Origin of the sequence: Flagellimonas sp. (genome assembly GCF_965601775.1) — a bacterium.
In the GTDB taxonomy this organism is placed as follows: Bacteria; Bacteroidota; Bacteroidia; order Flavobacteriales; family Flavobacteriaceae; genus Flagellimonas.
In genome coordinates this window covers 1,105,157-1,127,575 of the sequence record NZ_OZ271837.1, presented here as the reverse complement: position 1 = coordinate 1,127,575, position 22,419 = coordinate 1,105,157, and the positions used below count along the sequence as shown (strand labels likewise).

Annotated in this window: 19 protein-coding genes; 9 read left to right on the top strand and 10 right to left on the bottom strand. The window is 39.9% G+C overall.

Annotation, left to right across the window (positions count from 1 at the left end):
• Positions 1–11: 11 nt before the first annotated feature.
• Together ACSLUF_RS05320 and recR are read right to left on the bottom strand one after the other, a co-directional pair.
• On the bottom strand, positions 12–1,379 hold the full coding sequence (locus tag ACSLUF_RS05320) for a dihydrolipoamide acetyltransferase family protein (RefSeq protein WP_435625087.1): 1,368 nt from the start codon (positions 1,377–1,379) through the stop codon (positions 12–14).
• A 93-nt stretch (positions 1,380–1,472) separates the two neighbouring features.
• The gene (gene recR, locus ACSLUF_RS05315) at positions 1,473–2,093 is read right to left on the bottom strand and encodes a recombination mediator RecR (protein WP_435625086.1); all 621 of its coding nucleotides are present in this window, start codon (positions 2,091–2,093) and stop codon (positions 1,473–1,475) included.
• Between the two features lie 77 nt (positions 2,094–2,170).
• Here recR and ACSLUF_RS05310 point away from each other — a divergent pair, with 77 nt between their 5' ends.
• Positions 2,171–3,634, top strand: coding sequence for a sodium:solute symporter (locus ACSLUF_RS05310; protein ID WP_435625085.1), 1,464 nt, complete (start codon positions 2,171–2,173; stop codon positions 3,632–3,634).
• Here the strand turns inward: ACSLUF_RS05310 and ACSLUF_RS05305 are convergent.
• From ACSLUF_RS05305 to ACSLUF_RS05280, 6 genes are all read right to left on the bottom strand, one after another.
• Positions 3,631–3,990: a CoA-binding protein gene (locus ACSLUF_RS05305; RefSeq protein ID WP_435625084.1), complete on the bottom strand. Its 360-nt coding sequence runs from the start codon at positions 3,988–3,990 to the stop codon at positions 3,631–3,633. The two genes, ACSLUF_RS05310 and ACSLUF_RS05305, sit on opposite strands and share 4 nt — an antisense overlap.
• A gap of 254 nt (positions 3,991–4,244) precedes the next feature.
• Positions 4,245–4,976, bottom strand: coding sequence for a LytR/AlgR family response regulator transcription factor (locus ACSLUF_RS05300; protein ID WP_435625083.1), 732 nt, complete (start codon positions 4,974–4,976; stop codon positions 4,245–4,247).
• Positions 4,973–5,926 (bottom strand): sensor histidine kinase, encoded by a 954-nt coding sequence (locus ACSLUF_RS05295; protein WP_435625082.1) that lies wholly within the window; start codon positions 5,924–5,926, stop codon positions 4,973–4,975. The genes ACSLUF_RS05300 and ACSLUF_RS05295 overlap by 4 nt, the downstream gene beginning before the upstream one ends.
• Before the next feature lie 83 nt (positions 5,927–6,009).
• Complete coding sequence (locus tag ACSLUF_RS05290; RefSeq protein WP_435625081.1) at positions 6,010–6,378, bottom strand: DUF4907 domain-containing protein; 369 nt, start codon at positions 6,376–6,378, stop codon at positions 6,010–6,012.
• Between the two features lie 24 nt (positions 6,379–6,402).
• A complete protein-coding gene (locus tag ACSLUF_RS05285) occupies positions 6,403–7,404 on the bottom strand; it encodes a Kelch repeat-containing protein (protein WP_435625080.1) in 1,002 nt (333 codons plus the stop codon).
• A 14-nt stretch (positions 7,405–7,418) separates the two neighbouring features.
• Complete coding sequence (locus tag ACSLUF_RS05280; protein WP_435625079.1) at positions 7,419–8,219, bottom strand: DUF6268 family outer membrane beta-barrel protein; 801 nt, start codon at positions 8,217–8,219, stop codon at positions 7,419–7,421.
• A gap of 298 nt (positions 8,220–8,517) precedes the next feature.
• Here ACSLUF_RS05280 and ACSLUF_RS05275 point away from each other — a divergent pair, with 298 nt between their 5' ends.
• The 8 genes from ACSLUF_RS05275 to ACSLUF_RS05240 all read left to right on the top strand — a co-directional run bounded on the left by ACSLUF_RS05275 (position 8,518) and on the right by ACSLUF_RS05240 (position 20,734).
• Positions 8,518–9,837, top strand: coding sequence for a DUF4270 family protein (locus ACSLUF_RS05275; RefSeq protein WP_435625078.1), 1,320 nt, complete (start codon positions 8,518–8,520; stop codon positions 9,835–9,837).
• On the top strand, positions 9,821–11,074 hold the full coding sequence (locus tag ACSLUF_RS05270; protein ID WP_435625077.1) for a hypothetical protein: 1,254 nt from the start codon (positions 9,821–9,823) through the stop codon (positions 11,072–11,074). Before ACSLUF_RS05275 ends, ACSLUF_RS05270 begins: the two co-directional genes overlap by 17 nt.
• Before the next feature lie 160 nt (positions 11,075–11,234).
• Complete coding sequence (locus ACSLUF_RS05265; protein WP_435625076.1) at positions 11,235–12,173, top strand: DUF6268 family outer membrane beta-barrel protein; 939 nt, start codon at positions 11,235–11,237, stop codon at positions 12,171–12,173.
• A complete protein-coding gene (locus ACSLUF_RS05260) occupies positions 12,163–12,528 on the top strand; it encodes a hypothetical protein (RefSeq protein WP_435625075.1) in 366 nt (121 codons plus the stop codon). Before ACSLUF_RS05265 ends, ACSLUF_RS05260 begins: the two co-directional genes overlap by 11 nt.
• Positions 12,525–13,625, top strand: a complete 1,101-nt coding sequence (locus ACSLUF_RS05255; RefSeq protein ID WP_435625074.1) for an efflux RND transporter periplasmic adaptor subunit — start codon at positions 12,525–12,527, stop codon at positions 13,623–13,625. Before ACSLUF_RS05260 ends, ACSLUF_RS05255 begins: the two co-directional genes overlap by 4 nt.
• 11 nt (positions 13,626–13,636) lie before the next feature.
• Complete coding sequence (locus ACSLUF_RS05250; RefSeq protein WP_435625073.1) at positions 13,637–16,783, top strand: efflux RND transporter permease subunit; 3,147 nt, start codon at positions 13,637–13,639, stop codon at positions 16,781–16,783.
• On the top strand, positions 16,767–18,071 hold the full coding sequence (locus ACSLUF_RS05245; RefSeq protein ID WP_435625072.1) for a TolC family protein: 1,305 nt from the start codon (positions 16,767–16,769) through the stop codon (positions 18,069–18,071). Before ACSLUF_RS05250 ends, ACSLUF_RS05245 begins: the two co-directional genes overlap by 17 nt.
• Positions 18,072–18,277: 206 nt before the next feature.
• Positions 18,278–20,734 (top strand): TonB-dependent receptor domain-containing protein, encoded by a 2,457-nt coding sequence (locus ACSLUF_RS05240; protein ID WP_435625071.1) that lies wholly within the window; start codon positions 18,278–18,280, stop codon positions 20,732–20,734.
• A 98-nt stretch (positions 20,735–20,832) separates the two neighbouring features.
• On the opposite strand, the gene ACSLUF_RS05235 is transcribed toward ACSLUF_RS05240, so the two are convergent.
• Positions 20,833–21,372, bottom strand: a complete 540-nt coding sequence (locus ACSLUF_RS05235; protein WP_435625070.1) for a pyridoxamine 5'-phosphate oxidase family protein — start codon at positions 21,370–21,372, stop codon at positions 20,833–20,835.
• Positions 21,373–22,380: a 3-oxoacyl-ACP synthase III family protein gene (locus ACSLUF_RS05230; protein WP_435625069.1), complete on the bottom strand. Its 1,008-nt coding sequence runs from the start codon at positions 22,378–22,380 to the stop codon at positions 21,373–21,375.
• Positions 22,381–22,419: the final 39 nt, after the last annotated feature.

Sequence of the window (22,419 nt, the reverse complement as noted above, 5' to 3'; positions counted from 1 at the left end):
GGTTATTTGGGTTAGATTTCCCTATTAATATCCCATGCCTCCAAGTAATCGGCAACAGTTTTGACGAACATTCCTCCCAAAGCTCCATTTACCACCCTGTGATCATAACTGTGTGAAAGGAACATTTTGCTTCGGATACCGATATATTCTCCTTGGTCTGTTTCAATAACAGATGGAATTTTGCGGATGGCTCCAAGAGCCAAAATCCCTACCTGCGGTTGATTTATGATTGGAGTCCCAAAAACACTTCCAAAAGTACCCACATTGGTAACTGTGTAGGTTCCATCTTGAATTTCGTCTGGTTTTAATTGGTTGTTTCTAGAACGATTCGCCAAGTCATTTACCATCTTGGCCATACCTACTAGATTTAGTTGGTCTGCATTTTTAATTACGGGCACAATAAGGTTTCCGTCGGGCAAGGCAGCAGCCATTCCCAAATTAATATTCTTCTTTTTAATGACGTTATCCCCTTCCAAGGAGATATTCATCATGGGATATTTTTTAAGTGCCACAGCAACCGCTTCCATAAAAATGGGCGTAAATGTCAGTTTCTCTCCTTCCCTAGCCTCGAATTCCTTTTTTACCTTGTTTCTCCAATTTACGACCTTGGTTACATCAACCTCAACAAAACTTTGAACATGGGCCGAAGTGGTAATGCTATCCACCATATGTTTGGCAATGAGCTTACCCATCCTGGTTAGTGGAATCAACTCATCCCCACCGGAAACAACGGTTTTTGGCGTTTCAGCTGGAGCAGATGGCTTTTTGGCCACTTTATTTTCAGCAGTCGGCTTGGCCTTTTCAACAATTTCTATGGGTTTTACCGCTGGTTTTGCCACACCGTTCGAGGAGCGGCTCTCAAGATAGGCCTTGATATCATTTTTGGTAACCCTTCCTTCTTTTCCAGTACCTACAATGGCCTCCAATTCCTCCATGGAAATACCCTCTTCCTTAGCAATGTTCTTTACTAAAGGAGAGTAGAAGCGTTCCGAAGCTGTAAAATCGGGGGTAGGCGCACTAACACTTTCCTGAATTTGACTGATTTCCTCTTCCAAAACGGCAGCTGGCACAACTTCTTCTTCAACCTCATTCACAGTTTCTTCCACATCAGGTGCTTCAGTGACTTCTGGCGCATCACCGTCCAACTGTATAACGGCAACAACCTCACCAACCTTAATCACATCATCAACGTCAAATCTTTTTTCAAGTAAAACCCCTTCCACTTCACTAGGAACTTCAGAATCCACCTTGTCCGTAGCAATTTCAAAAACGGCTTCGTCCATTTCGATGGTATCCCCCACTTCCTTCAACCAGGTTGTCAAGGTTGCCTCGGCAACACTTTCTCCCATTTGCGGTAACTTTAATTCAAACTTTGACATATCTACTTAACGTACTAACGCTGATTTCTATTTTGCAAAAATACTAAAGAAATTGACTTTTTTTTATGTTTTATTTATTAAATGGTCGTTAAATCAACCTGCTTTTATCGAATTTTCAAAAGGCACTCGATTTAGGATGCTTCGCCCCAAGGTAACCTCATCCGCATATTCCAACTCATCCCCAACAGAAATTCCCCTCGCTATGGTTGAAGTAATGACATCCAATTTTTCCAATTGTTTGTAAATATAAAAATTGGTGGTATCACCTTCCATGGTAGAACTCAACGCAAAAATAAGTTCCTTTACCTCACCTTTTTCTACCCTTTTTACCAGAGAAGCAATATTCAGGTCTTGTGGACCAACTCCCTCCATGGGTGATATTTTGCCTCCGAGGACATGATAGAGTCCCTGGTATTGCGAAGTGTTCTCGATGGCCATTACATCTCGAACATCTTCAACCACACAAACCAATGTTTTATCCCGTTTTGGGTTGGCGCATATCTCGCAGATTTCGGTATCTGAAATGTTGTGGCAACTCTTGCAAAAATTCACCTCATCTTTTAGTTTAGTCAAAGCTTGTGACAAGTTATGTGTCCGTTCCTCCGGCTGTTTTAAAAGGTGCAGCACCAATCGCAGGGCGGTACGTTTGCCAATTCCAGGGAGTTGGGACATTTCGTATACTGCATTTTCCAAAAGTTTCGATGAAAATTCCATAGCTGCCAACAAAGTAGCAAAATTACAATTTTAGGTTTACCAATTTACTTTTGTACTTTGCAATGTAAACCAGATTAATGTCCGCATTACAGATTCTACTGCTCATTGGTGCCTATTTTGGGGTATTGATGTTGATTTCCTACTTCACTGGCAAAAACGATTCCAATACTGATTTTTTTAAGGCAGGTAGACAATCCCCTTGGTATGTTGTCGCTTTTGGAATGGTTGGCGCTTCCTTGTCCGGGGTAACTTTTATATCGGTTCCTGGTTGGGTGGAGGCATCCCAGTTTAGTTATATGCAAGTGGTATTAGGATATTTGGTAGGCTATTTTGTGGTGGCTTATGTTCTCTTGCCTATTTACTATAAGTTCAATTTGACTTCCATTTATGAATATTTATTGGACCGATTTGGAGTAGTAAGTCATAAAACGGGGGCTTTTTTCTTTTTTATCTCCAGGGTGTTGGGAGCCTCCTTTCGTTTGTTCTTGGTAGCCATTGTACTTCAGCAGTTTGTTTTTGACGATTTGGGTGTTCCCTTTGAGTTGACCGTGGTACTTTCCATTCTGTTGATTTGGATTTATACCAACAAGGGAGGTATAAAAACCATTGTTTGGACCGATACATTGCAAACCTTGTTTATGATTCTGGCCGTTGTGCTTTCCATTATTCTCATCAATAGGGAGTTGGATTGGAGTTTTGGTGAGTTTTTGGTTTCCAGCGAATTAAAAGCCTACAACCAATTCATTTTTGTAGATAGCTTTTTGGACCGTAATCATTTTGTAAAGTCTTTTGTTGGGGGGATGTTCGTGACCATTTGTATGACCGGGTTGGACCAAGATATGATGCAAAAGAACCTAACCTGTAAGAACTTGAAGGATGCTCAAAAAAATATGGTCTCCTTCAGCTTTGTATTGGTTGGCGCCACCTTTCTTTTTATGCTTCTTGGGGCCTTGTTGTTTATCTACGCCTCCAAAAATGGAATTTCTATCCCCTTGATGGATGGCGAACCTAAATCTGACCTTCTTTTTCCAGAAATAGCCTTGAACAGTGGGCTTGGGTTGGCTTTGGCGATAACCTTTATGTTAGGTCTTATTGCCGCAGCATATAGTAGTGCAGATAGTGCACTTACCTCACTTACCACCTCTTTTTGTGTTGATTTTTTAGATATAGAGAAACGAGAAGAAGTCCAACAAAAAAAGTTGCGGAAAAGGGCACATATTGGTATGAGCATCCTCTTGATTTTGGTCATCATCGCTTTCAAATACATTTTAAGTAGAAATGTGATTGATAGCCTTTTGATTGTAGCTGGATATACCTATGGCCCTCTTTTGGGATTATTTGCATTTGGAATATTTACCAAACACAAGATAAATGATAAGTATGTATGGATTGTTTGTGGTCTATCCGTAGGCATAATCGCATTTCTGGGTAGTTTGGACCCCAAATATCTAGGAGGCTATGTAATTGGCTACGAGCTGCTACCGCTTAATGGTCTCTTGACCTTTTTGGGACTTCTTCTGATACGGAAAAAGACGACTTAATATTGACCAGTAGCCAACATAACCAGAGTACAAGCAATCTCTACTTCAATATTATTTTCCCTTAAAAGGTTCTGGAATTCAGGATTCTCCGTTCCAGGATTGAAAATTACTCGTCGAGGATTCAGATTAAGAATAGATTGATAGTATTTCTTTTGTCTTTGGGGGTTTAGATAAAGAGTTATGGTATCAATATCTTGAAAATCAACTAGGTTGTTGGTTATTGGTATTTCCCCTACGTTGCCGGGTCGAATTCCAAAGGCTACTGTTTCTATTTTGTTTTGAACCAAACGATGAATGGCTAGATTGCTGTAGCGACCTGGATTAGGTGATGCCCCAAAAACGAGTGTCTTTTTCATTTGTTAATTTAAGTGTTAAACTAATTTAATAGATGTAACGAATCAAAAAAAAACTCGTCTATTTACAAATAAATTTAATCGTTGATAAGACTGTATTTTTTATAGTTAATGGTTAGTGTTTAGTATAGCTTATCAATGAACAAACCCCGGTAGACCATTCTTCTTGGTAACCGGGGTTCTTTTTTTACACTTAAATTAAAATTGAAAACCCTTCAATTTTGTAAGGTAATAGCACGGGGTACGCTTAGTTGTAATTAAAGGCCCAACCTATCTAGAAAGCTCTCCTTAAAGCTTTCCCCTATTGGAATCCGAACATCGTCAATGACAATTTTACTGCGTTGAATGGATTTAATTTTACTAATGTTCACTACAAAAGATTTATGTACCCGCATAAACTGTTCTATGGGTAGTTTTGTTTGGATTTCCTTAAAACTCATTAGGGTTAATATGGGCTTTGGATGTTGAGTATGGATTTTTAAATAATCTTTCAAACCTTGGATATATTTAATATCCTCCATATTTATTTTTACACTCTCATATTCCGACTTGACAAAAAGGAATTTATTGGTATTCCCGGAGTTTCCTGAAGATGGGCTTACATTTTCATTGCCCCTACTGGAAAGGCTATTAAATTCCATCAACTTTTTTACCCTGTTAATCGCCTTTATAAAACGGACAAATGGAATTGGCTTAACCAAATAATCCGCTGCATTCAGGTCAAATCCTTGAATGGCATATTGCGGATAAGCCGTTGTGAACACGAAATGGGGTTTGTGGTCTATGGACTTAATAAAATCTATCCCATTGATTTGAGGCATTTCGATATCCAAAAAAACCAAATCAATTTTTTCTTTAGACAATAACGTAGTGGCCTCAAACGGGTTGGTAAAACACCCCACAACGTGTATTTCGCCCAAATCTTCGCAATACGACTTAAGAACACCGATTGCTAAGGGCTCGTCATCTATAATTATACATCGTATCATGCCAATTGTAATTCAAGATTAACCGTATAAAATCCATCATCTTTGGTAATCAACATACTGTGTTCCTCAGGAAACAGTATCTCTAACCTATTTTTAATATTCTCCAACCCTATTCCCGAACTTTCCAAGTCTTTTTTATAGGGACCAATTTTATTAACCACCTTAAAAAACAAGGTTTCAGAAACTATTTTCAAGCTAATATCAACATAGGTGCCTCCCTGAAAATCCGTGCCATACTTAAACGCGTTTTCAACAAAAGGAACCAATAATAGAGGAGCAATCAACTTATCGTCGTACTCTCCTGAAATTCTTAATTTGACATTCTTACTATCGGATAAACGTAGTATTTGAAGTTGCACAAAATTCTTGATGTAATCTATCTCTTTAGTAAGAGGAACCAATTCCTTTTTTGCTTCATAGATCATATATCGCATCAATTCTGATAGGGTAATGACCGCATGGGGAGCTTCTGATGACTTGTCCCGAACCAGACTATAAATACTGTTCAACGAATTAAATAAAAAGTGTGGATTTAATTGGGCACGGAGAAACTGTAGCTCGGTCTCTTTACGACTCATTTCCTTGATACGACTCAGTTTTTCCCTCTTGTAAATATCCTTGGTCAGACCCATAACACCCCCTAGTAAAAAAAATGAAAAAGACGCAATCGCCAGAATGGCCTCAGACATTCGCTTTAAGGGCTTAAAGTCGGTTAACCCAGTAAACTCTGAAATCCTATTCAACGGACCCGTTGAGAAATAGGTATTGACTAAAAGATTGAAAACAACCAACAATAAGACCGAAACCAAAATATACTGCCAAAGTCTTTTTTTTAAGAGTAAAAAAGGAACTAAAAGGAGGTAGTTGACATACGTTAAAAATGGAGTGACTACAATTCTTGGTAAAAACTCCAAATGAATTTCACCAAATTGTGAGAAACTCAAAGCCATTGGGAATGAGATGAAGCATATCCATACAATTAAGTGAACGTATACTTCTTTTATCCGTAACATAGCCATTTTCTACAAAGACTTTAAAATATGGAATCTTTTTTTGAATCGAATGCAAGGACGTGCATTAATTCTTTTTCATGGAGCATCGGAGACTCTCCATTTCTGAGTTTCTGCAATACTAGGGTTCCCAACTTTTCTGCCACCAATTCTGATGGAATTCGTTGATTCCCTTGGACTATCGGCAGTTTCTCTTGACGAATCAACAACTTATCCCCAAAATAAATGGAGTACATCCAACCCTTATCATCTTCTGATTTTGCAACCATTAGCTCCAAACTATCATTATTAGCCCCCTTGGTGAATTGTACATCTTGACTAAGGAACAAAAAGAACAGCAGGCCAATGAAGACAAAAATTATTGCATACAAAAAAGTTTCCCGTTGTTTCATTCCTAGTTATCCCTATCCACTTTTTCAATCATCTTCATCCTCTTCATCAAATGGAAAAAACTCCCGATTATCATCCAAATAAAGATTTCCATTCCTGCCTAAGGCCAAAAAAGCACGGGTCCCATCATAGAAACCTACAGCACCCTCTCTTGCAACACCTTCGTAATTGGTTTTTTCCTCCCACAAGTCGGTAGAAGGATTATATTCCCAAACGCTGCTAATGGCTCCTGTACCTCCATTTCCGCACGCAATGTATCCCCTATCTCCAATTGAAAACCCCACTGCATTACTTCGAACAATCGTATAATCGTCATCATCATCGATATCCAACAAGGAAGTCCATGAATCTGAAGCCAAATCGAATGCCCAGAAATCAGTCTGATTTCTACCATTGGAAACCCCAGTACCCAAATACACTGTGTTTCCAACCCTAAAGGTGGTTGCATCACGACGTTTTGTTCCCCCAAAACCTACAATTTCGGTCCAGGTGTCAGCAACAGGATCGTATTTCCAGAAATCTTTTCTGTCATTGTCTCCATCAAAGCCTGTTCCTATATACCCATGCGTATCAGAACCAAAGCCAACCGCTCCTCTTCTGGGATTACCCTCGAAATCTGAAATTTGGGTCCATACATTGGAGGAAGGGGTGTACTTGTAGAAATCAGAAAGTTCGTTGTCTCCATCAAATCCTAACCCTACATAACCATCGCTCCCAATAGTAAAAGAACTGGCCGAACTACGGGCAATTCCGGGAAAGGATGCGCCCTGGAACCAAAAATTGCCGTCCATATCATAAATCCAGAAATCAGTCAAATAATCGTCACCGTCATAGCCCGTTCCCATATAACCCAGACTACCTATACTAAAGGCTACCGAACTACTTCTAGGAGTTCCATCCAAAACCGAACGATCTACCCAGTTACCAATTTCCTCCACGTCCTCATCATCTGAGCAACTAAAAAGTGTGCCTACACAAAACATTGAAATAAAAATCCTAATCTTGGTTCTTGTTATTAAGCGGTTCATCGTTTTCTTTATTTCTATTTAAAATTGTACATAATTCCCATCGAAAAATAGGGTGAAGAGCCCTGTCCAAAATCATACAACTGATTCCCAGAAGAGTCCTGTATTTCATATTCATTTATAAACTGATATCCTAGCTTTGAAGAGGTGGTAAAATTGGGCTGAATCCGAAAATCATAGCCCAAGATCAATTGTGCGCCATTCTGTACGAATTTGGTATTGATTACATCACCTAACCCATCAATTTGCAGCGAATTGGAAACATGGGCGTACATTCCTGAAAAGGTGTACTCCAGCATGACCTGATTTCTTTCATTGAACTGAAATGCCACAGAGTTTTTGGGAAAACCAATATCCAATCGGGTCCTTTTTAAAACTGTGGTTTGGTATTGAAGAGAAGGTATGTAACGAGGGCTACCAAAGAGAACGTCATAAAGCACCCCAACATAGAGGGAATGGTAGACATCCTTGGCATTCGTCCATTCTTTTGATATGAATCCGGAAAAATTCCATAAAAAGTCTTCAGAAGTAAGGGCATTGGTCCATGAGGAGGAGATAGTAGGCTTAAAAGACGCATCAATCTGATAGGAACTCCCCAGATTTTGTAGGAAATCCAAATTCAGTTGAAGTACATGAATCCGTTCAATTTCATCCAAAGGAAAAATCTCCGATCTGTTGAAGAAATCAAAATCACGTCTGAGATAATCCAAAGAAAGCCTGAGTTTCTCAGACCGCTTTAAGACATTTTGAACCAGATGGAAGTTTAAATCAGAAATGGTTGTATTCTCCATATCCGACCAAACCCCGTAGTTCATCATTGCTATTTCCTTTTGTGACTTCATTTCACTCCAAAAAAGGACCAATACTGTTACACATACAACTCTGCTCAAGTTCAGTTTTCCACCAAAACTACCGTGGAGCTTTCCCGCCTTGAAATATTTTATACGTGCAGGCGGCTTTTGTATACCAATCCCAAGTATTCATCGACCAATATGACATTCAGAATTTACTTGGAGAAACCTATGTTTTGTAGACAAAAAATCCGTCTAGGTATAATTAACTCTTAGGTTGTCGAGCGTTTCAATTCTTTTGTGTTGATAATACGTATTGATCATTATGAGAAAAGTCACGCTTTCTTTTTCAATTTTTGCCCTTATCCTGGCATGTAGTTTAGATACCTCCGAAATACCAACCTTAGAAGTCGGCCAAGATTTTGCAGATTCCAATGTTAGGGTGATTTCCTTGGATTCATTTACGGTGGCGGTTTCCACCATGAAATTTGATAGTATTATCACCTCAGGTGCGGACCGAATTTTAGTGGGACAATATATCGATAGCTTTTTTGGAGAAGTGAAGGCATCCAGTTTTATGGAATTATCCCCCCTTGTCTACGACCTCCCTTCCGATGCCGAATTGGACAGCGTCGGGCTGGTTTTGGGGTATGACAGATACTTTTATAGCGACACTACCCAGATATCCAATCTCAACATACATCTACTTACGGATGACCTTAGAAGTGATGATGATATTTTCTATAATACCAGTAAAATTCCTTTTGATTCTATCCCCTTGGCAACCTATACCTATGTACCCGAACCACAGGATGAAGATTCCTTATTCATAAAACTTCCTTTTGAATTTGGCGAAGCATTATTCGAAGGCATACGGGATGATGACATAAACGATGTGGAAGAGTTACGGGAAACTTTTCAGGGGATAACCATAAAACCAGGAGATGCGGACAACTCCAGCATCATAGGATTTTCCTCAGATGCAACTCGGAGCTATCTCCGTTTTTTTTATAGGATACCCCAGGAATTTGATGATGATGAGGAAACCTTGGATTTTGTAATCCAAATTGACCCAATTGAACCCAAACTATTTAATAATATCCAAAATGACCTTCCCAATTCGGTTTTGGACACACTTATCGACCAAGAAATCAACCTACCCTCTCCAGAATCCAATAATCTAAGTTTCATTCAAGCAGGAACTGGATACGCCTCCCGCATACAATTCCCCACTATAAAACAGCTTTTTGATATTCCAGGGCAAGGTACAATTCTGAGTGCTACCCTCCGTCTCAAACCCCCACCCAGCACATATAACGACAATCTTCCCATTAGGGACTCCTTAACCATAGTTCTCGTAAATCAAAACAATAGAATTACCGAGCAGCTGTTTTTTGGGGGTGAGCCGGTATTCGGTAGGATCAATGAGGAATTGGGAGAGTTTAACGAACTGATTTATGAAATCCCCATTGGGGTTTATGTAGATAGAGAATTGAACGAAACCAATCTTGTTGACGACGCCTTCATTGTCTATCCCCCTGAATTTGGTCAAAGTGTGGATAGGGTTATTCTTGAAGGTGAAGAAGGCAATGACTTTAAAGCGACTTTGGTATTAACCTATGCTATTTATGATGAGGAAGAATAAGGTATCGCTATTTATAGCACTAGGAATTTTAAACATTTTCTATTCCCATTCCCAAACCAATCGATTGACCGGTTCGCCCTATTCCCTATTTGGCTTAGGTGTCGAAACTAGTTCCAATATTGGAAAAAACAGTGCTTTGGGAGGTGGAGGTTTTGCGCTTAACGACCCTAATCTTATAAATATCCAAAATCCTGCTTCTTTTGGGACCGAAAGTACCAATTCATTCATTTTTGATATTGGATTCTTGGGTGAACTGAGTACCATCCAAAACAATACCAATGAAGAGAATAGATTGGCCAGTAATTTTTCAAGTCTGGCTTTTTCAGGAAACATTGATGATAAATCCACTTTTTCACTTGCCATTTTGCCTTATTCCGATGTGGGTTATTCTCTCCTAGGCATTGAAAGTAATATTGAAGGCTCCTTCGACCAATTCAACAGCAATATTTTTGGTACCGGAGCACTGAACAATCTCAACCTGAGTTATGGTAGAACCCTATTCAAAGGATTCAGATTAGGAGCGAAAATTTCGTATTTGTTTGGGAGTATTGAGGAAACCGAAATCGTCCAAACAGGTCTGAGCGGTCTTACGGTTCTGGAAACCAGCAATTACAATGGATTGCAATTTGGATTGGGATTGCAGACCGATCTTACCAAATTTCTTACTTATGGGGGTGCAGTTAACTTTCCAACCCTCCTTTCGGGAACACAGGACAGAACTGTGGATAAAGTATTGGACTTAATTCAAAGTCCGGTGGAATCTGAAACAGATATTGATTTAGAAAAGTTTGAACTTCCTTTTGAAATAAACAATGGAATTCGCATCAATCCATGGAATAATCTTTATTTCAATTTTGACCATAGTTTTAAGGCGTGGAGTGTTACCGAACAACAAGACAACATTGGTGATTTTGTAGATCAAAATGTCTTTTCTGCTGGAGCTGAATACAGTATTAGACCCGGTGGTTTCAAATTTATTGAACGTGTACAGTTCAGAACGGGATATTACTATGATTCCGGTTATTTATCTGTAAGAGGGGAGAACATTTCAAGCGAAGGCTTTTCCTTTGGAATTGGACTTCCATTTGGTCGCAGAAATAGCTCCATGGTTAATATCTCCTACACGAACACCAACCGCGGAAGCACCAATACCATTTTGGTTCAGGAAAACATCAACTCGGTAAACATCAATATAAGCCTAAAAGACATTTGGTTCTTGAAGAAAAAAATAAACTAAAGGCCTGTATTTCCCTATAAACCCTCCAATATACTCTACGAATTTTTATGCAGTTTTCATCGATAGATTTGGAGTGTTGGTCTTTTGATTGTATGTGTAGGTATATTTTATTCCAGCCTTGAAAATCCAGTTAATAGCTTCGCTTCAAATACCTGAATACATGCGTACTTGGATTGCAATAATTGTTCTTTTTATCTCGGGTTCCCTAAAGGCACAACTAATAGATATCATTGGGAATTCGGAAAGCTTTCAACCCTTCGGTATAAACTATTCCAGACTGCCGGATTTAGGAGGAACGGAAGTACAGAACTATGGTCTAAATCTCAATTTAGGCAAACCCTTGAAAAAAGGGGTTTTGGGAGTAGGTATAGGGTATCAATACTTTGATTTTTCCTTCAATGAATCCACCAACGTTGTAGACCTATCCACTTTTGAGAACATGCATACGGTAACCGCCCGTATTTTCTACAGAAGGCCATTAAAAAACAATTGGGGAGTTCTTATCTCTGGAGGAACTGCCCTTGCATCCAACTTCGGAGATGGTATTTCCAGTGAAGATTTTGTCTTCAATGCGATTTTGGGGTTTACAAAAAGATGGGGAAATCAAGTGCGAAATTCCAATTTGCTAATTGGAGCTTTTTACGGAACACAGTTTGGGGAACCAACGGTTTTTCCCGCACTATCTTTCAATCAAAAACTCAATGAGCATTGGAGTTATTCTCTAGGAATTCCAGTAACCGGTATTACCTATAAAATCAATGAAAAACATCGCATTGCCCTTTTGGCATCACCCCAAGGCATATTTGGCAACAATTCCAATGAAATAGCTGTTGACGGAAATAGAACCCTCACCAACACCAAACTCCAGTTTAACGGCATTAATACCCGACTCTCATACCGGTATTTGTTTACCCGAAACTTGGCATTTGTCGGAGACCTTGGATTTGTGCCCAATCCAACATTGAAAATTTTAGATAATGAAAATGAAGAGATTTTTGACTTGGACCCTGCTAGTGGTGCATACGTCAACGTAGGGATTCAGTTTGTCCTTCAAAGACCAAAAAATAATAATCCAAAAGAAAATAAGCATGAAAACTAGATTCTTAATAATCACGGCAATTCTTTTATTCTCAACCGTATCATTTGGGCAAAAAAAACTAGACCCTCAAAAAATGGCGGATTATCAAACGGATTTGATGCGTACCGAAATGAACTTAGACTCCGAACAGCTTGAAAAAGTTGAAGAACTGAATCTAAGGTACTCCAAACAGCAAGCAGATTTGATGAACAAAGAAGGTTCCATGTTCAGCAAAATTGGGGATATGAAGAAAATTAAAAAAGCGAAAAACAAAGAGCTTGAAAAATTCTTATCCAAAGAACAGATGGAATTCTATGAGGATGAATTGGAGCCAAAAATTCGCAAGACGATGCGAGAAAAAATGTCTGAAAAATGAAAGCTTGGATAAAGGTCCTTCTAGGATTGGGAATAGTTGTCTCCGGAATACTGGTTTTTGCCTTGATGAGAAATAGCAGGGAAGAAGCTGTAGACCAGGTCGTAAGAGAACAGAAAATGGTCTCCACAAGTTTGGCTGTGCCCACTACACTACCCTTCGTGATTGAGGCTACTGGAGCTATCTCAGCCAAAAGAAGAATTGAATTGTACAGTGAAGTGCAAGGGGTGCTCTTGGCGACAAAAACCGATTTCAAAGAAGGGAATGCATTCAGAAAGCTTCAGACCATTTTACAAATTAATGATGCGGAATATAAAGCGCAGCTACTTTCAAGTAGAAGTTCCTTTATGAACAAAATTGCCGGAATGCTTCCAGATATGGAAGTTGAGTTTCCAAACAGCGCTAAAAACTGGCTCTCCTATTTAAAGGGGTTTGACGTCAATCAGTCACTAGGTAATTTGCCGAGTACCGAGTCAGACTCCGAACGCTTCTTCCTAACTGGACGAGGGATTTATGAAAGTTTCTACACGGTAAAAAATCAAGAGGAAAGACTGTCCAAATACCTCTTAAAAGCTCCATTTGACGGTATGGTTACCGAATCCCTAGTTACCGAGGGAACCCTGGTTCGAAGCGGTCAAAAGCTCGGTGAATATATTGACCCATCCGTCTTCGAGATTAAATTGGAAGTCCCTGCTCAATACGACAACTACCTGGAATTGGGCAAGCAAGTACTATTGCGAACACTGGATAATAAAAAAGAATTCGAAGGAAAAATCAGCAGAATTAATGGAAGTATCAATACGGACACCCAAACGATAATTATAGTTGCTGAAATAGCGGACAAAAGTCTAAAACAGGGGCAATTTCTTAAAGCCATCATTTTTGGGGACATGATGCACGAGGTGGTTAAAATAAATAGCAATCTCCTGGTAGAAAACAATCAAGTTTATATCGTAAAGGATAGTGTGCTGCATCTACAAAAAGTAGTCCCGTTGAATTATGTGGGAGATAGTGTAGTCGTGCAAGGTCTTGAGGCAAATACGGTTTTGGTCGATGTTGCTTTGGCCAATGCATATCCCGGTTTAAAAGTATTCTTCTAAAGTCAATTGGGATGAAAAAAGTTATTGCCTACTTCATAAAATATCCGGTTGCCGTCAACATCTTTATTGCGGGGTTTCTGATTTTTGGCTATTTGGGATTTCAACAGCTCAATTCTTCCATATTTCCACTTTCAGACCCTTCCATAATAAATGTGCAGGTTTCATTTCCAGGGGCATCGCCTACTGAAGTTGAAGAAGGCGTAGTAGAAAAAGTAGAAAGAAACCTAAAAGGACTGGAGGGAATAGACCGAATTACCTCAATTTCACAGGAAAACGTAGGTGCCGTAAGCATCGAAGTGCTTACTGATTTTGATATCAACCTGGTATTGGATGAGGTCAAAAATGCAGTGGATAAGATTCCATCCTTCCCATTGGGAGCTGAACCTCCAGTAATTGAAACCATCAAACCAACACGCGCTGGAATTTCTTTTGTGGTAGTAGGTGAAGATGTCCCTTTGGCCATCCTTAAAAAAACAGCCCAGGAAATAGAGGAAGATCTTCTGCGAATCGACGGAATCTCTCAAATAGCTCTTTCTGGTTTTCCTGAAGAAGAAATTGAAATTTCAGTAACCGAAGAACGCCTCCGCAGTCTGAACGTAACTTTTGATGAAATCTCAAATGCGGTTTCCAATGCCAACCTTTTGATTACCGGAGGAACGGTAAGAACGAGCAATGAGGAATACATCATCCGGGCAGAAAACAAGGCCAAATATGCCGATAAACTTGAGGATATCGTAGTAAAGTATAATAAGGCGGGTGGTAAGGTGCTTTTAAGAGATGTAGCACAAACCATCAATACGTTTAACGAAGCTCCCGATATCATCAAATTCAATGGAAAAACAGCAATCGCCATAGCCCTGACCAATACCAACTCAGAAGACCTAATTGGAAGTGCTGAGAAGGCAAGGAATTACAGGGAAAAGTTCAACGCAAGTCATGACAATCTTTCCATGGAAATCACCTCTGATTTTTCTGTGGTTATTGAGGACCGAATCGCCTTGCTTCTAGAAAATGCGATAATTGGCATGTTGTTAGTCCTGCTGCTACTTTCTTTTTTCTTAAGGCCTAGGGTGGCTTTTTGGGTAGCATTCGGACTTCCTATTTCGTTTTTTGGGATGTTCATTTTGCTCCCGCATTACAATGTGACCCTAAATATGCTTTCTCTTTTCGGGATGATTTTGGTTATCGGTATTTTGGTGGACGATGGTATCGTAATCGCTGAAAACATTTATGCGAGACATGAGAAAGGAGAATCAAATATCAAGGCCGCTGTGAATGGCACCATGGAGGTAATCACGCCCATCTTGTCAGCAATAGCGACTACGATTTTAGCATTCTCGGTATTCTTCTTTTTGGATGGTCAGATTGGTGCTTTTTTCGGTGACATAGCCACAGTTGTAGCAATTACCCTTGGAGTTTCTCTGATTGAAGCATTGTTGATTTTACCGGCTCACTTAGCCCATTCGAAAGACCTACAAGGGAAGGGCAAAACGTATAAATTTAATATTTGGGGTGACCAATTGATTCATTTCCTAAAGGATAAGCTGTATTCCCCGGCACTTCGATTCACACTAAAGAACAAGTTTGTCTCATTTTGCATTCTGCTTTTCTTTTTTATTCTAACGCTTGGAGCGTTTGCAGCGGGAATTATCAAATTGACTTTCTTTCCAAGCAACGCGAGCGATCAAATAGTGATTACACTCAATACCCCTGAAGGAACCGGGGAGCAAATAACAGACTCGCTAAGTACCCATGTGGAAAAACGAGTCTGGGAAGTCAATAACGCTTTGGGAAAAAATGAACTTGGAAATGACCACATCCAATCCTCGTTAAGACAAGTTGGACCCAGTAGCTCACAATCTACGGTAACCCTGAATCTATCTCCAAGTGAATCTCGTTCGCTGTCCTCATCGGATATAGCCAATCGCATCCGAGACGCAGTTGGAGAAATTCCCTTAGCAGAGGAACTAAGCTTTGATTCTGGAAGAAATGTGGGTGGTAAGCCCATCTCCTTGTCCCTACAATCCAAAAATTTGGAAAGTCTGGAAAGTGCCAAGGAAATTGTATATGCCGAATTACGGAAAAATCAAGACATCAAGGATATTGTGGATTCCAGTCCAAGAGGAGGTAAAGAAATCAAATTAGAGTTAAAGGAAAATGCGCAAATTATGGGGCTGACTTTAAATGGGGTCATGAGTCAGGTGCGAAGTGCGTTTTTTGGAAAAGAAGTCCAACGAATTCAACGTGGGCAGAATGAAATTAAGATATGGGTTCGTTACGATAAGCAGGATAGGTCCAGTTTGAGCAATATTCAAGATATTCAGATTTCCACACCCAAAGGTAGAATCCCATTGTCTGAAATAGCCACTTTTACCATCCAACGCGGGGAAGTGGCCATAAATCACCTCGATGGCATGAGAGAGGTAACGATAGAAGCGGATTTAGCGAACCCCAAAGCGAGTCCGAACGAAATCATGCTAGATTTAACAACAAGAATTCCTCTTATCCTAAAGGATAATTATCCAGATGTAAATATTAGTGCAGAGGGGCAAAATCGAGAAGTAAGCAAAATCACGCAATCCGCCTCTTTAGTTTTGCCGGCGATTATATTCCTGATTTATGTGACCATTGTGTTTGCTTTTCGCTCATACAGCCAGCCCCTTATCCTTCTGGCAATTGTTCCCTTTTGCCTTATCGGAGTGGCATGGGGCCATTGGTTACATGGATTTTCCATGAGTATACTTTCATATTTGGGTATAGTAGGGCTCATTGGAATTGTTGTGAATGATGGGCTGGTCTTTACCGGTAGATTTAATAATTTTTTGAAAGAAGGGCTTCCTTTTGATGAAGCACTTTATGAAACGGGGCGAGCTCGTTTCCGAGCAATTTTCCTTACCTCCATTACCACGATTGCGGGGCTCGCCCCTTTAATGTTGGAGCGTAGTCTCCAGGCACAATTTTTAATTCCTATGGCCATTTCCATATCCTATGGGATTGCTGTGGCTACTTTACTTACACTCTTCCTTTTGCCCATATTTCTTTCTGTTTCAAACCGAATCAAGGTGTGGGTAAAATATCTGCTAACGGGAACAAAGCCGTCACGCGAAGAAGTAGAACGTGCCATTAAAGAACTAGAAGTAGATGATGTCAAGATTTAGAATTATACTTTTTTCTTGTTTGTTAGTCACCAAGGCGGTTGCACAAGAAACCCTTACGGTTGAAGAAGCGGTTGCAATTGCCTTGGAAAGAAATTATGACTTAAAAATTGCCAAAAACAATACAGAATTGGCAGATGTGCAGGCGAGCACCTTAAATAGTGGTTATTTCCCCACAGTTAGCGCTTCCAGCGGAGTAAATTATTCCGATGAAAACCAAAACGTACAGTTCTTGGATGGGACCACAACCGCCGTAGATGGAGCCGTTACCGAATCCTACAATGCTTCCGTTACTGCCGAATATGTGATTTTTGATGGTTTGGTTAGAAAATTTACGCATCAAAACAATAAGGAGAACCTCAATCTTGTCAAATTGCAGGAAAGACAGCAGATAGAAAACAGTATCATTTCAATCTATGAGGCTTACTTCAATACTGCATTTCAGAAGAGGGTTGTGGATAATCTTAAACTTAATGTTGAGAACTCAAAAGACCGACTGGACCGAGCAGGTAGAAAATTAAAATACGGACAGGGTACTAAATTGGAGGAACTAAATGCCCAAGTGGATTTGAATAATGATAGTATTTCCTACATAGAAGCTTTCCGAGATTTAAATAACCTAAAACGTAACCTCAATCTGTTGCTGGGCAGGAATGTTTCCACAGATTTTGAGGTGAATACCGAAGTTTTCTTCAAACCCGAAATGGATAAGCAATTTATACTTGAAGCGGCTGAGCGAGAAAATATTCAAGTGCTTTTGGCCAATCAAAATCTTTTACTGAGTGATTTGGACATAAAAATCAATAAAGCCCAGTTTTTACCGAAAATAGTAGGTTCCGGTTCCTACCGCTGGAATGAAAGTCAGAATCCTCCAACTTCTTTTGCCCTGCAAAATGAAGCCTACGGAGTCAATTTAGGTTTGAGCCTAAGCTGGAATATCTTCAATGGAACCAATGCCACCAGGGTTAAAACCGCTAAAATAACCAAGAAAAATAGGGAAATTGAGTTGATAAAGGCCAAGGAAGAGCTGGTTACGGATGTTTTGAACTCCTATGAAACTTATAGTATTGCAAAATACACTTTGGAAGCCGAGACCGATAATCTAGAGACCAATGAGCTAAATTTCGAAAGGACCCAAAAACAGTTTAGTCTTGGCCAGGTTACTTCCCTGGATTATAGACAAGCCCAGATAAACCTTTTTAATTCCAGAAACAACTATGCTCGGTCCAAGTTCGATTTAAAAATAGCCGAATTAAACATTCTGCAGTTGAGTGGGAAGTTAGTGAACTAACGTTTTCCCGTTAAATACTTCATCTACTTTCAGTTAGAATTTAGGAAAATGGAGTTTGTAAGGTGCTAATTGGTCTTCCCCTCCGATTTAAAACATTTTTTTATTGTTAAAAAGTGTTAAAAGAGAGCGCTTTTGTAACATGAGTTTGGATTAATCGTCTACAAGACATCATCAATCATTAATCAATCCAAAAAACGAACAAACTCATGAAAAGGAGCTTTTTTCTTTTTGTGCTGTTCCTTTACAGCACATTTAACCCTCATTTCATAACGGCAAATGATACGGACACGAAAATCGGGTCCATCACCGGGACTGTTATAGACAATGCGCAAAAACAACCTGTCGCCTATGCAGCGATAGTTATCAAATCTGCAGATGGTACAGAAACCATAACCGGTGGAATTACCACTGAAGATGGGAAGTTTGAAATCAAAAAATTACCCGAAGGCTCTTTTACATTGGAAGTGCAATTTATCGGGTACGAAACCTACACCCAAAAGCTTGAAATCACTAGGAAAAACAAAAAACTTGAACTGGGCACTATCACCTTAATGGAGAGCACACAAGAACTGGAAGAGGTTGAAGTAGTTGCAGAACGGACTACAATAGAGCAGCGCGTGGACCGGAAAGTAATTAATGTGGGCAAGGACCTGACCACGGCAGGAGCTACTGCTTCTGATATTATGAACAATATACCTTCGGTAAATGTTGACGCTCAAACAGGAGAGTTATCCTTGCGTGGAAATTCGAATGTAAGAGTCATGGTAGATGGCAAACTATCCAATGTTCCAGTGGCCCAGTTGTTACGTCAAATTCCATCCACATCCATAAAATCCATTGAATTAATTACCAATCCCTCGGCAAAATATAACCCTGAGGGCATGAGCGGAATCATCAACATTGTGTTGCACAAAAACGCCAATATGGGTTTTAATGGAAATGTGAACCTAGGGTACACCCAAGGTATTCGTCCAAAATATAATGCGTCCTTGGATTTAAATTACAAGGTTGGAAAGTTCAATTTCTATGGAAATTATGGGACCAATATAGGAGACTATTTTAATGATGGTTTCATTTTCAGACAAGATGAAAATTCGAGACAGGATTTTGATTTTTTCAACGAAAACGAATCCCACTTATACAAAATAGGGGTGGATTTCTACATCAATGAGAAGAACACGCTTTCTATTTTCACGAACCAAAATTATTTTGATGGAAGCGGACTAGGCATTACAGACATCACCTATAATTTGGACCCAATGCGAAACCTGATTCAGTTTTTCAACAACACGAACGACAATTTGAGTCAGCAGTACAATTTTGATTATAAGTTGGATTTTGCCAAAGAGGGGCACAATATAGAACTCGAAATAGACCATAACAGTTTTGAAGATGATGAAGATGCTGATTTCGCTTCCACAGGAGCTACCCTATTCCCAGATTATATGGATTTTGTGGATACCGAACGGGACCAAACCTTTATCAATTTGGATTATGTGAATCCATTGGATTCTATTTCCAAACTAGAGGTAGGCCTAGAGGCCAGATTCTTTGAAACTGATGTGGATTATGCTTCCACAGGGCTTTCCTTTAATTCCAATGGAGATTTGGTACCTACTCCATCCACCAACTTTGTCTATGGCATGGATATTTATTCTGGCTATGTCACTTTTGCCCAACGCTATAAGAAATGGTCCTATCAGGTTGGGGCGCGATTGGAAGATGTAAGTGTAGTAGCTGATACCAATCAAGTGAGAGCTTTCACCGATGATTATACCCAAATATATCCTTCTGCATTTTTGACCTTTAATGTGAACGAAAAAGACCAGTTGCAAGCCAGCTTTAGTAGAAGGGTGGACCGTCCTGGATTACAACAAGTAAATCCCATACGGGAATTTGCCACACCTTTGATTTCATCATTTGGAAATCCAAGCTTGGTTCCCCAATTCACCAATTCCTTTGAAGTCAATTTTACGAAACGTCTGAAAAAAGGAAGTATAACGGCAGGTGTATTCTATCGAAGTATTGAAGACGAAATAAACCGAGCTGTGTTTGTAGACCGATTGGATTTCAACAAGCTGATTCTCACATTCGATAATTTCAATGACACCTCTGCCTACGGTACTGAAGTATCCGTTAATTATAAACCTACCAAATGGTGGGGTATCAATGGGAGTTTTGATTTGTTCAGTCAGACGCAACGCGGCATCACAGAGCGTCTGGAAGGAGGTGACCCCGGTAACGCAACGGAGGACGATATCGTGACCGAAAATGTGGAGGTAAACAATACAGCTTGGAACCTGAGAATGAACAACAGTTTTACCGTAAATAAAAAATTGACCCTCCAACTCTTTGGCTTTTATAGAGGGCAAAACCAAAATATCCAATTTGAGGTGCAACCCATGTATTTCGTGAATTTTGGGGCACGTTACAGTTTTGCCAAAGGCAAGGGAACATTGAGTGCCAATTTTAACGATGTTTTCAACACAATGCTATTCCAGTTTGAGGGGCAGCGTCCTTACATCCAAAACGGGGAATTTAATTGGGAGAGTCAAACCCTGTATTTAGGTCTTTCGTATCGATTCGGTAGCGGCAAGAACCGGGCAAAACAACGTAAAAGAAGGGATAGCAATACCAAAAAGTCTAGTGGAGGTATTTTATAAGGAAAGTGATATTCCTTGTTTGAGTGTTGGTTGGTAAGTCACTCAAGGTTTATCATCAAAAACCCCGTTCTGAAGGATGAATCAGGCGGGGTTTATTTTTATTCGAAGGTATCTGGGTACCCATCAATACTCGTGGTGTTTTTCTTCTCCCAGTATTTCCTCAGTCCTTCGTCACCTTGGTTCTCAGCCCAATCAATCAAAGATTGACGCTGCTCTTTGTATTCCATTAACGGGACACCCATTCCACAGGAAATTTGCACTTTCTCTATACTCAAATCAACCAGTTGCCTGCTTCCTGGAATGCTAGGGAAAAGAGAGATGCTGTTCTCCCAAAAATCGGTTCCTTTTTGATAGCTTTTTGCCTTTCCATATAATCTCAATATGATAGGATCGCCTTCAAAAGCACAGAACATCAATGTAATTCTGTTTTTATTTTTCAGATGGATGGCAGTTTCATTACCACTACCGGTAAGATTCAACCAAATTACCTGACTTTCATTGATTACACGAAGAGAATCCAATCCCTTCGGAGAAACATTAACACTCCCCTCTTCCATCGCCGTAGCGACGAAGAAGATTTTTTGGTTTTGGATAAAATCAATTAAAGGTGGAGTCAGTTTTTCAAGTTGTCTTCCCATCTACCAACGGATAATCACACTACCCCAAGTAAAACCACTCCCGAAAGCTGCAAGCACCACAACATCCCCCTCTTTTATTTTTCCAGCTTCCCAGGCTTCGGTCAAAGCAATGGGTATGGAAGCTGCTGTAGTATTTCCGTAGCTCATTATGTTATTGAAAACTTGGTCATCAGACAGACCAAATTTCTTCTGAACAAACTGGGAAATACGCAAATTGGCTTGATGGGGAATCAACATATCTATATCTCCTGGACCTAGATTATTTTTTTGTAATCCCTCCATGATAACTTCACTAAAACGAACTACTGCATTTTTGAAAACAAATTGACCATTCATATATGGGAAGTACGAGATATCCTCAGGGTCTTCTTCTTCCAAAATGTCAGTTACCCATCGTTTCCCCATTCCAGGAGCAATCAAAGAAAGCTCTTCGGCATGCTGACCTTCAGAATGTAAATGAGAAGACAATACTCCCTTTGAGGTATCCTCCTCACGGGTCATGACCGCAGCACCAGCGCCGTCTCCAAATATTACCGAAACACCTCTACCTCGAGTGGTCATATCCAATCCATGGGAATGCAATTCGGAACCAATAACCAGCACGTTTTCATACATACCGCTTTTAATATATTGGTCAGCCACGGAAACAGCATACACAAATCCAGAACACTGATTGCGAACATCCAAGGCTCCAACAGTTTTTATTCCCAAATCTCTTTGAACCAACACCCCTGGACCAGGAAAATAATAATCTGGGCTAAGTGTGGCGAAGATTATAAAATCAATATCGTCCTTGTCAATTCCAGCACGCTCAATAGCTATTTTGGCCGCCTTCACCCCCATGGAAGTTGTGGTGTCAGTTCCTCTAACTACATGCCTTCTTTCCTTTATTCCAGTTCTTTCTTGAATCCATTCGTCACTAGTGTCCATCACCTTTGAAAGATCATCATTGGTCACTACGTTTTCGGGAACATAATAGCCCAGTCCCTTTATTTTAGAATTGTACATAGTTCACTTCCTTTATTGTATCGCAATTTTGATTCAATA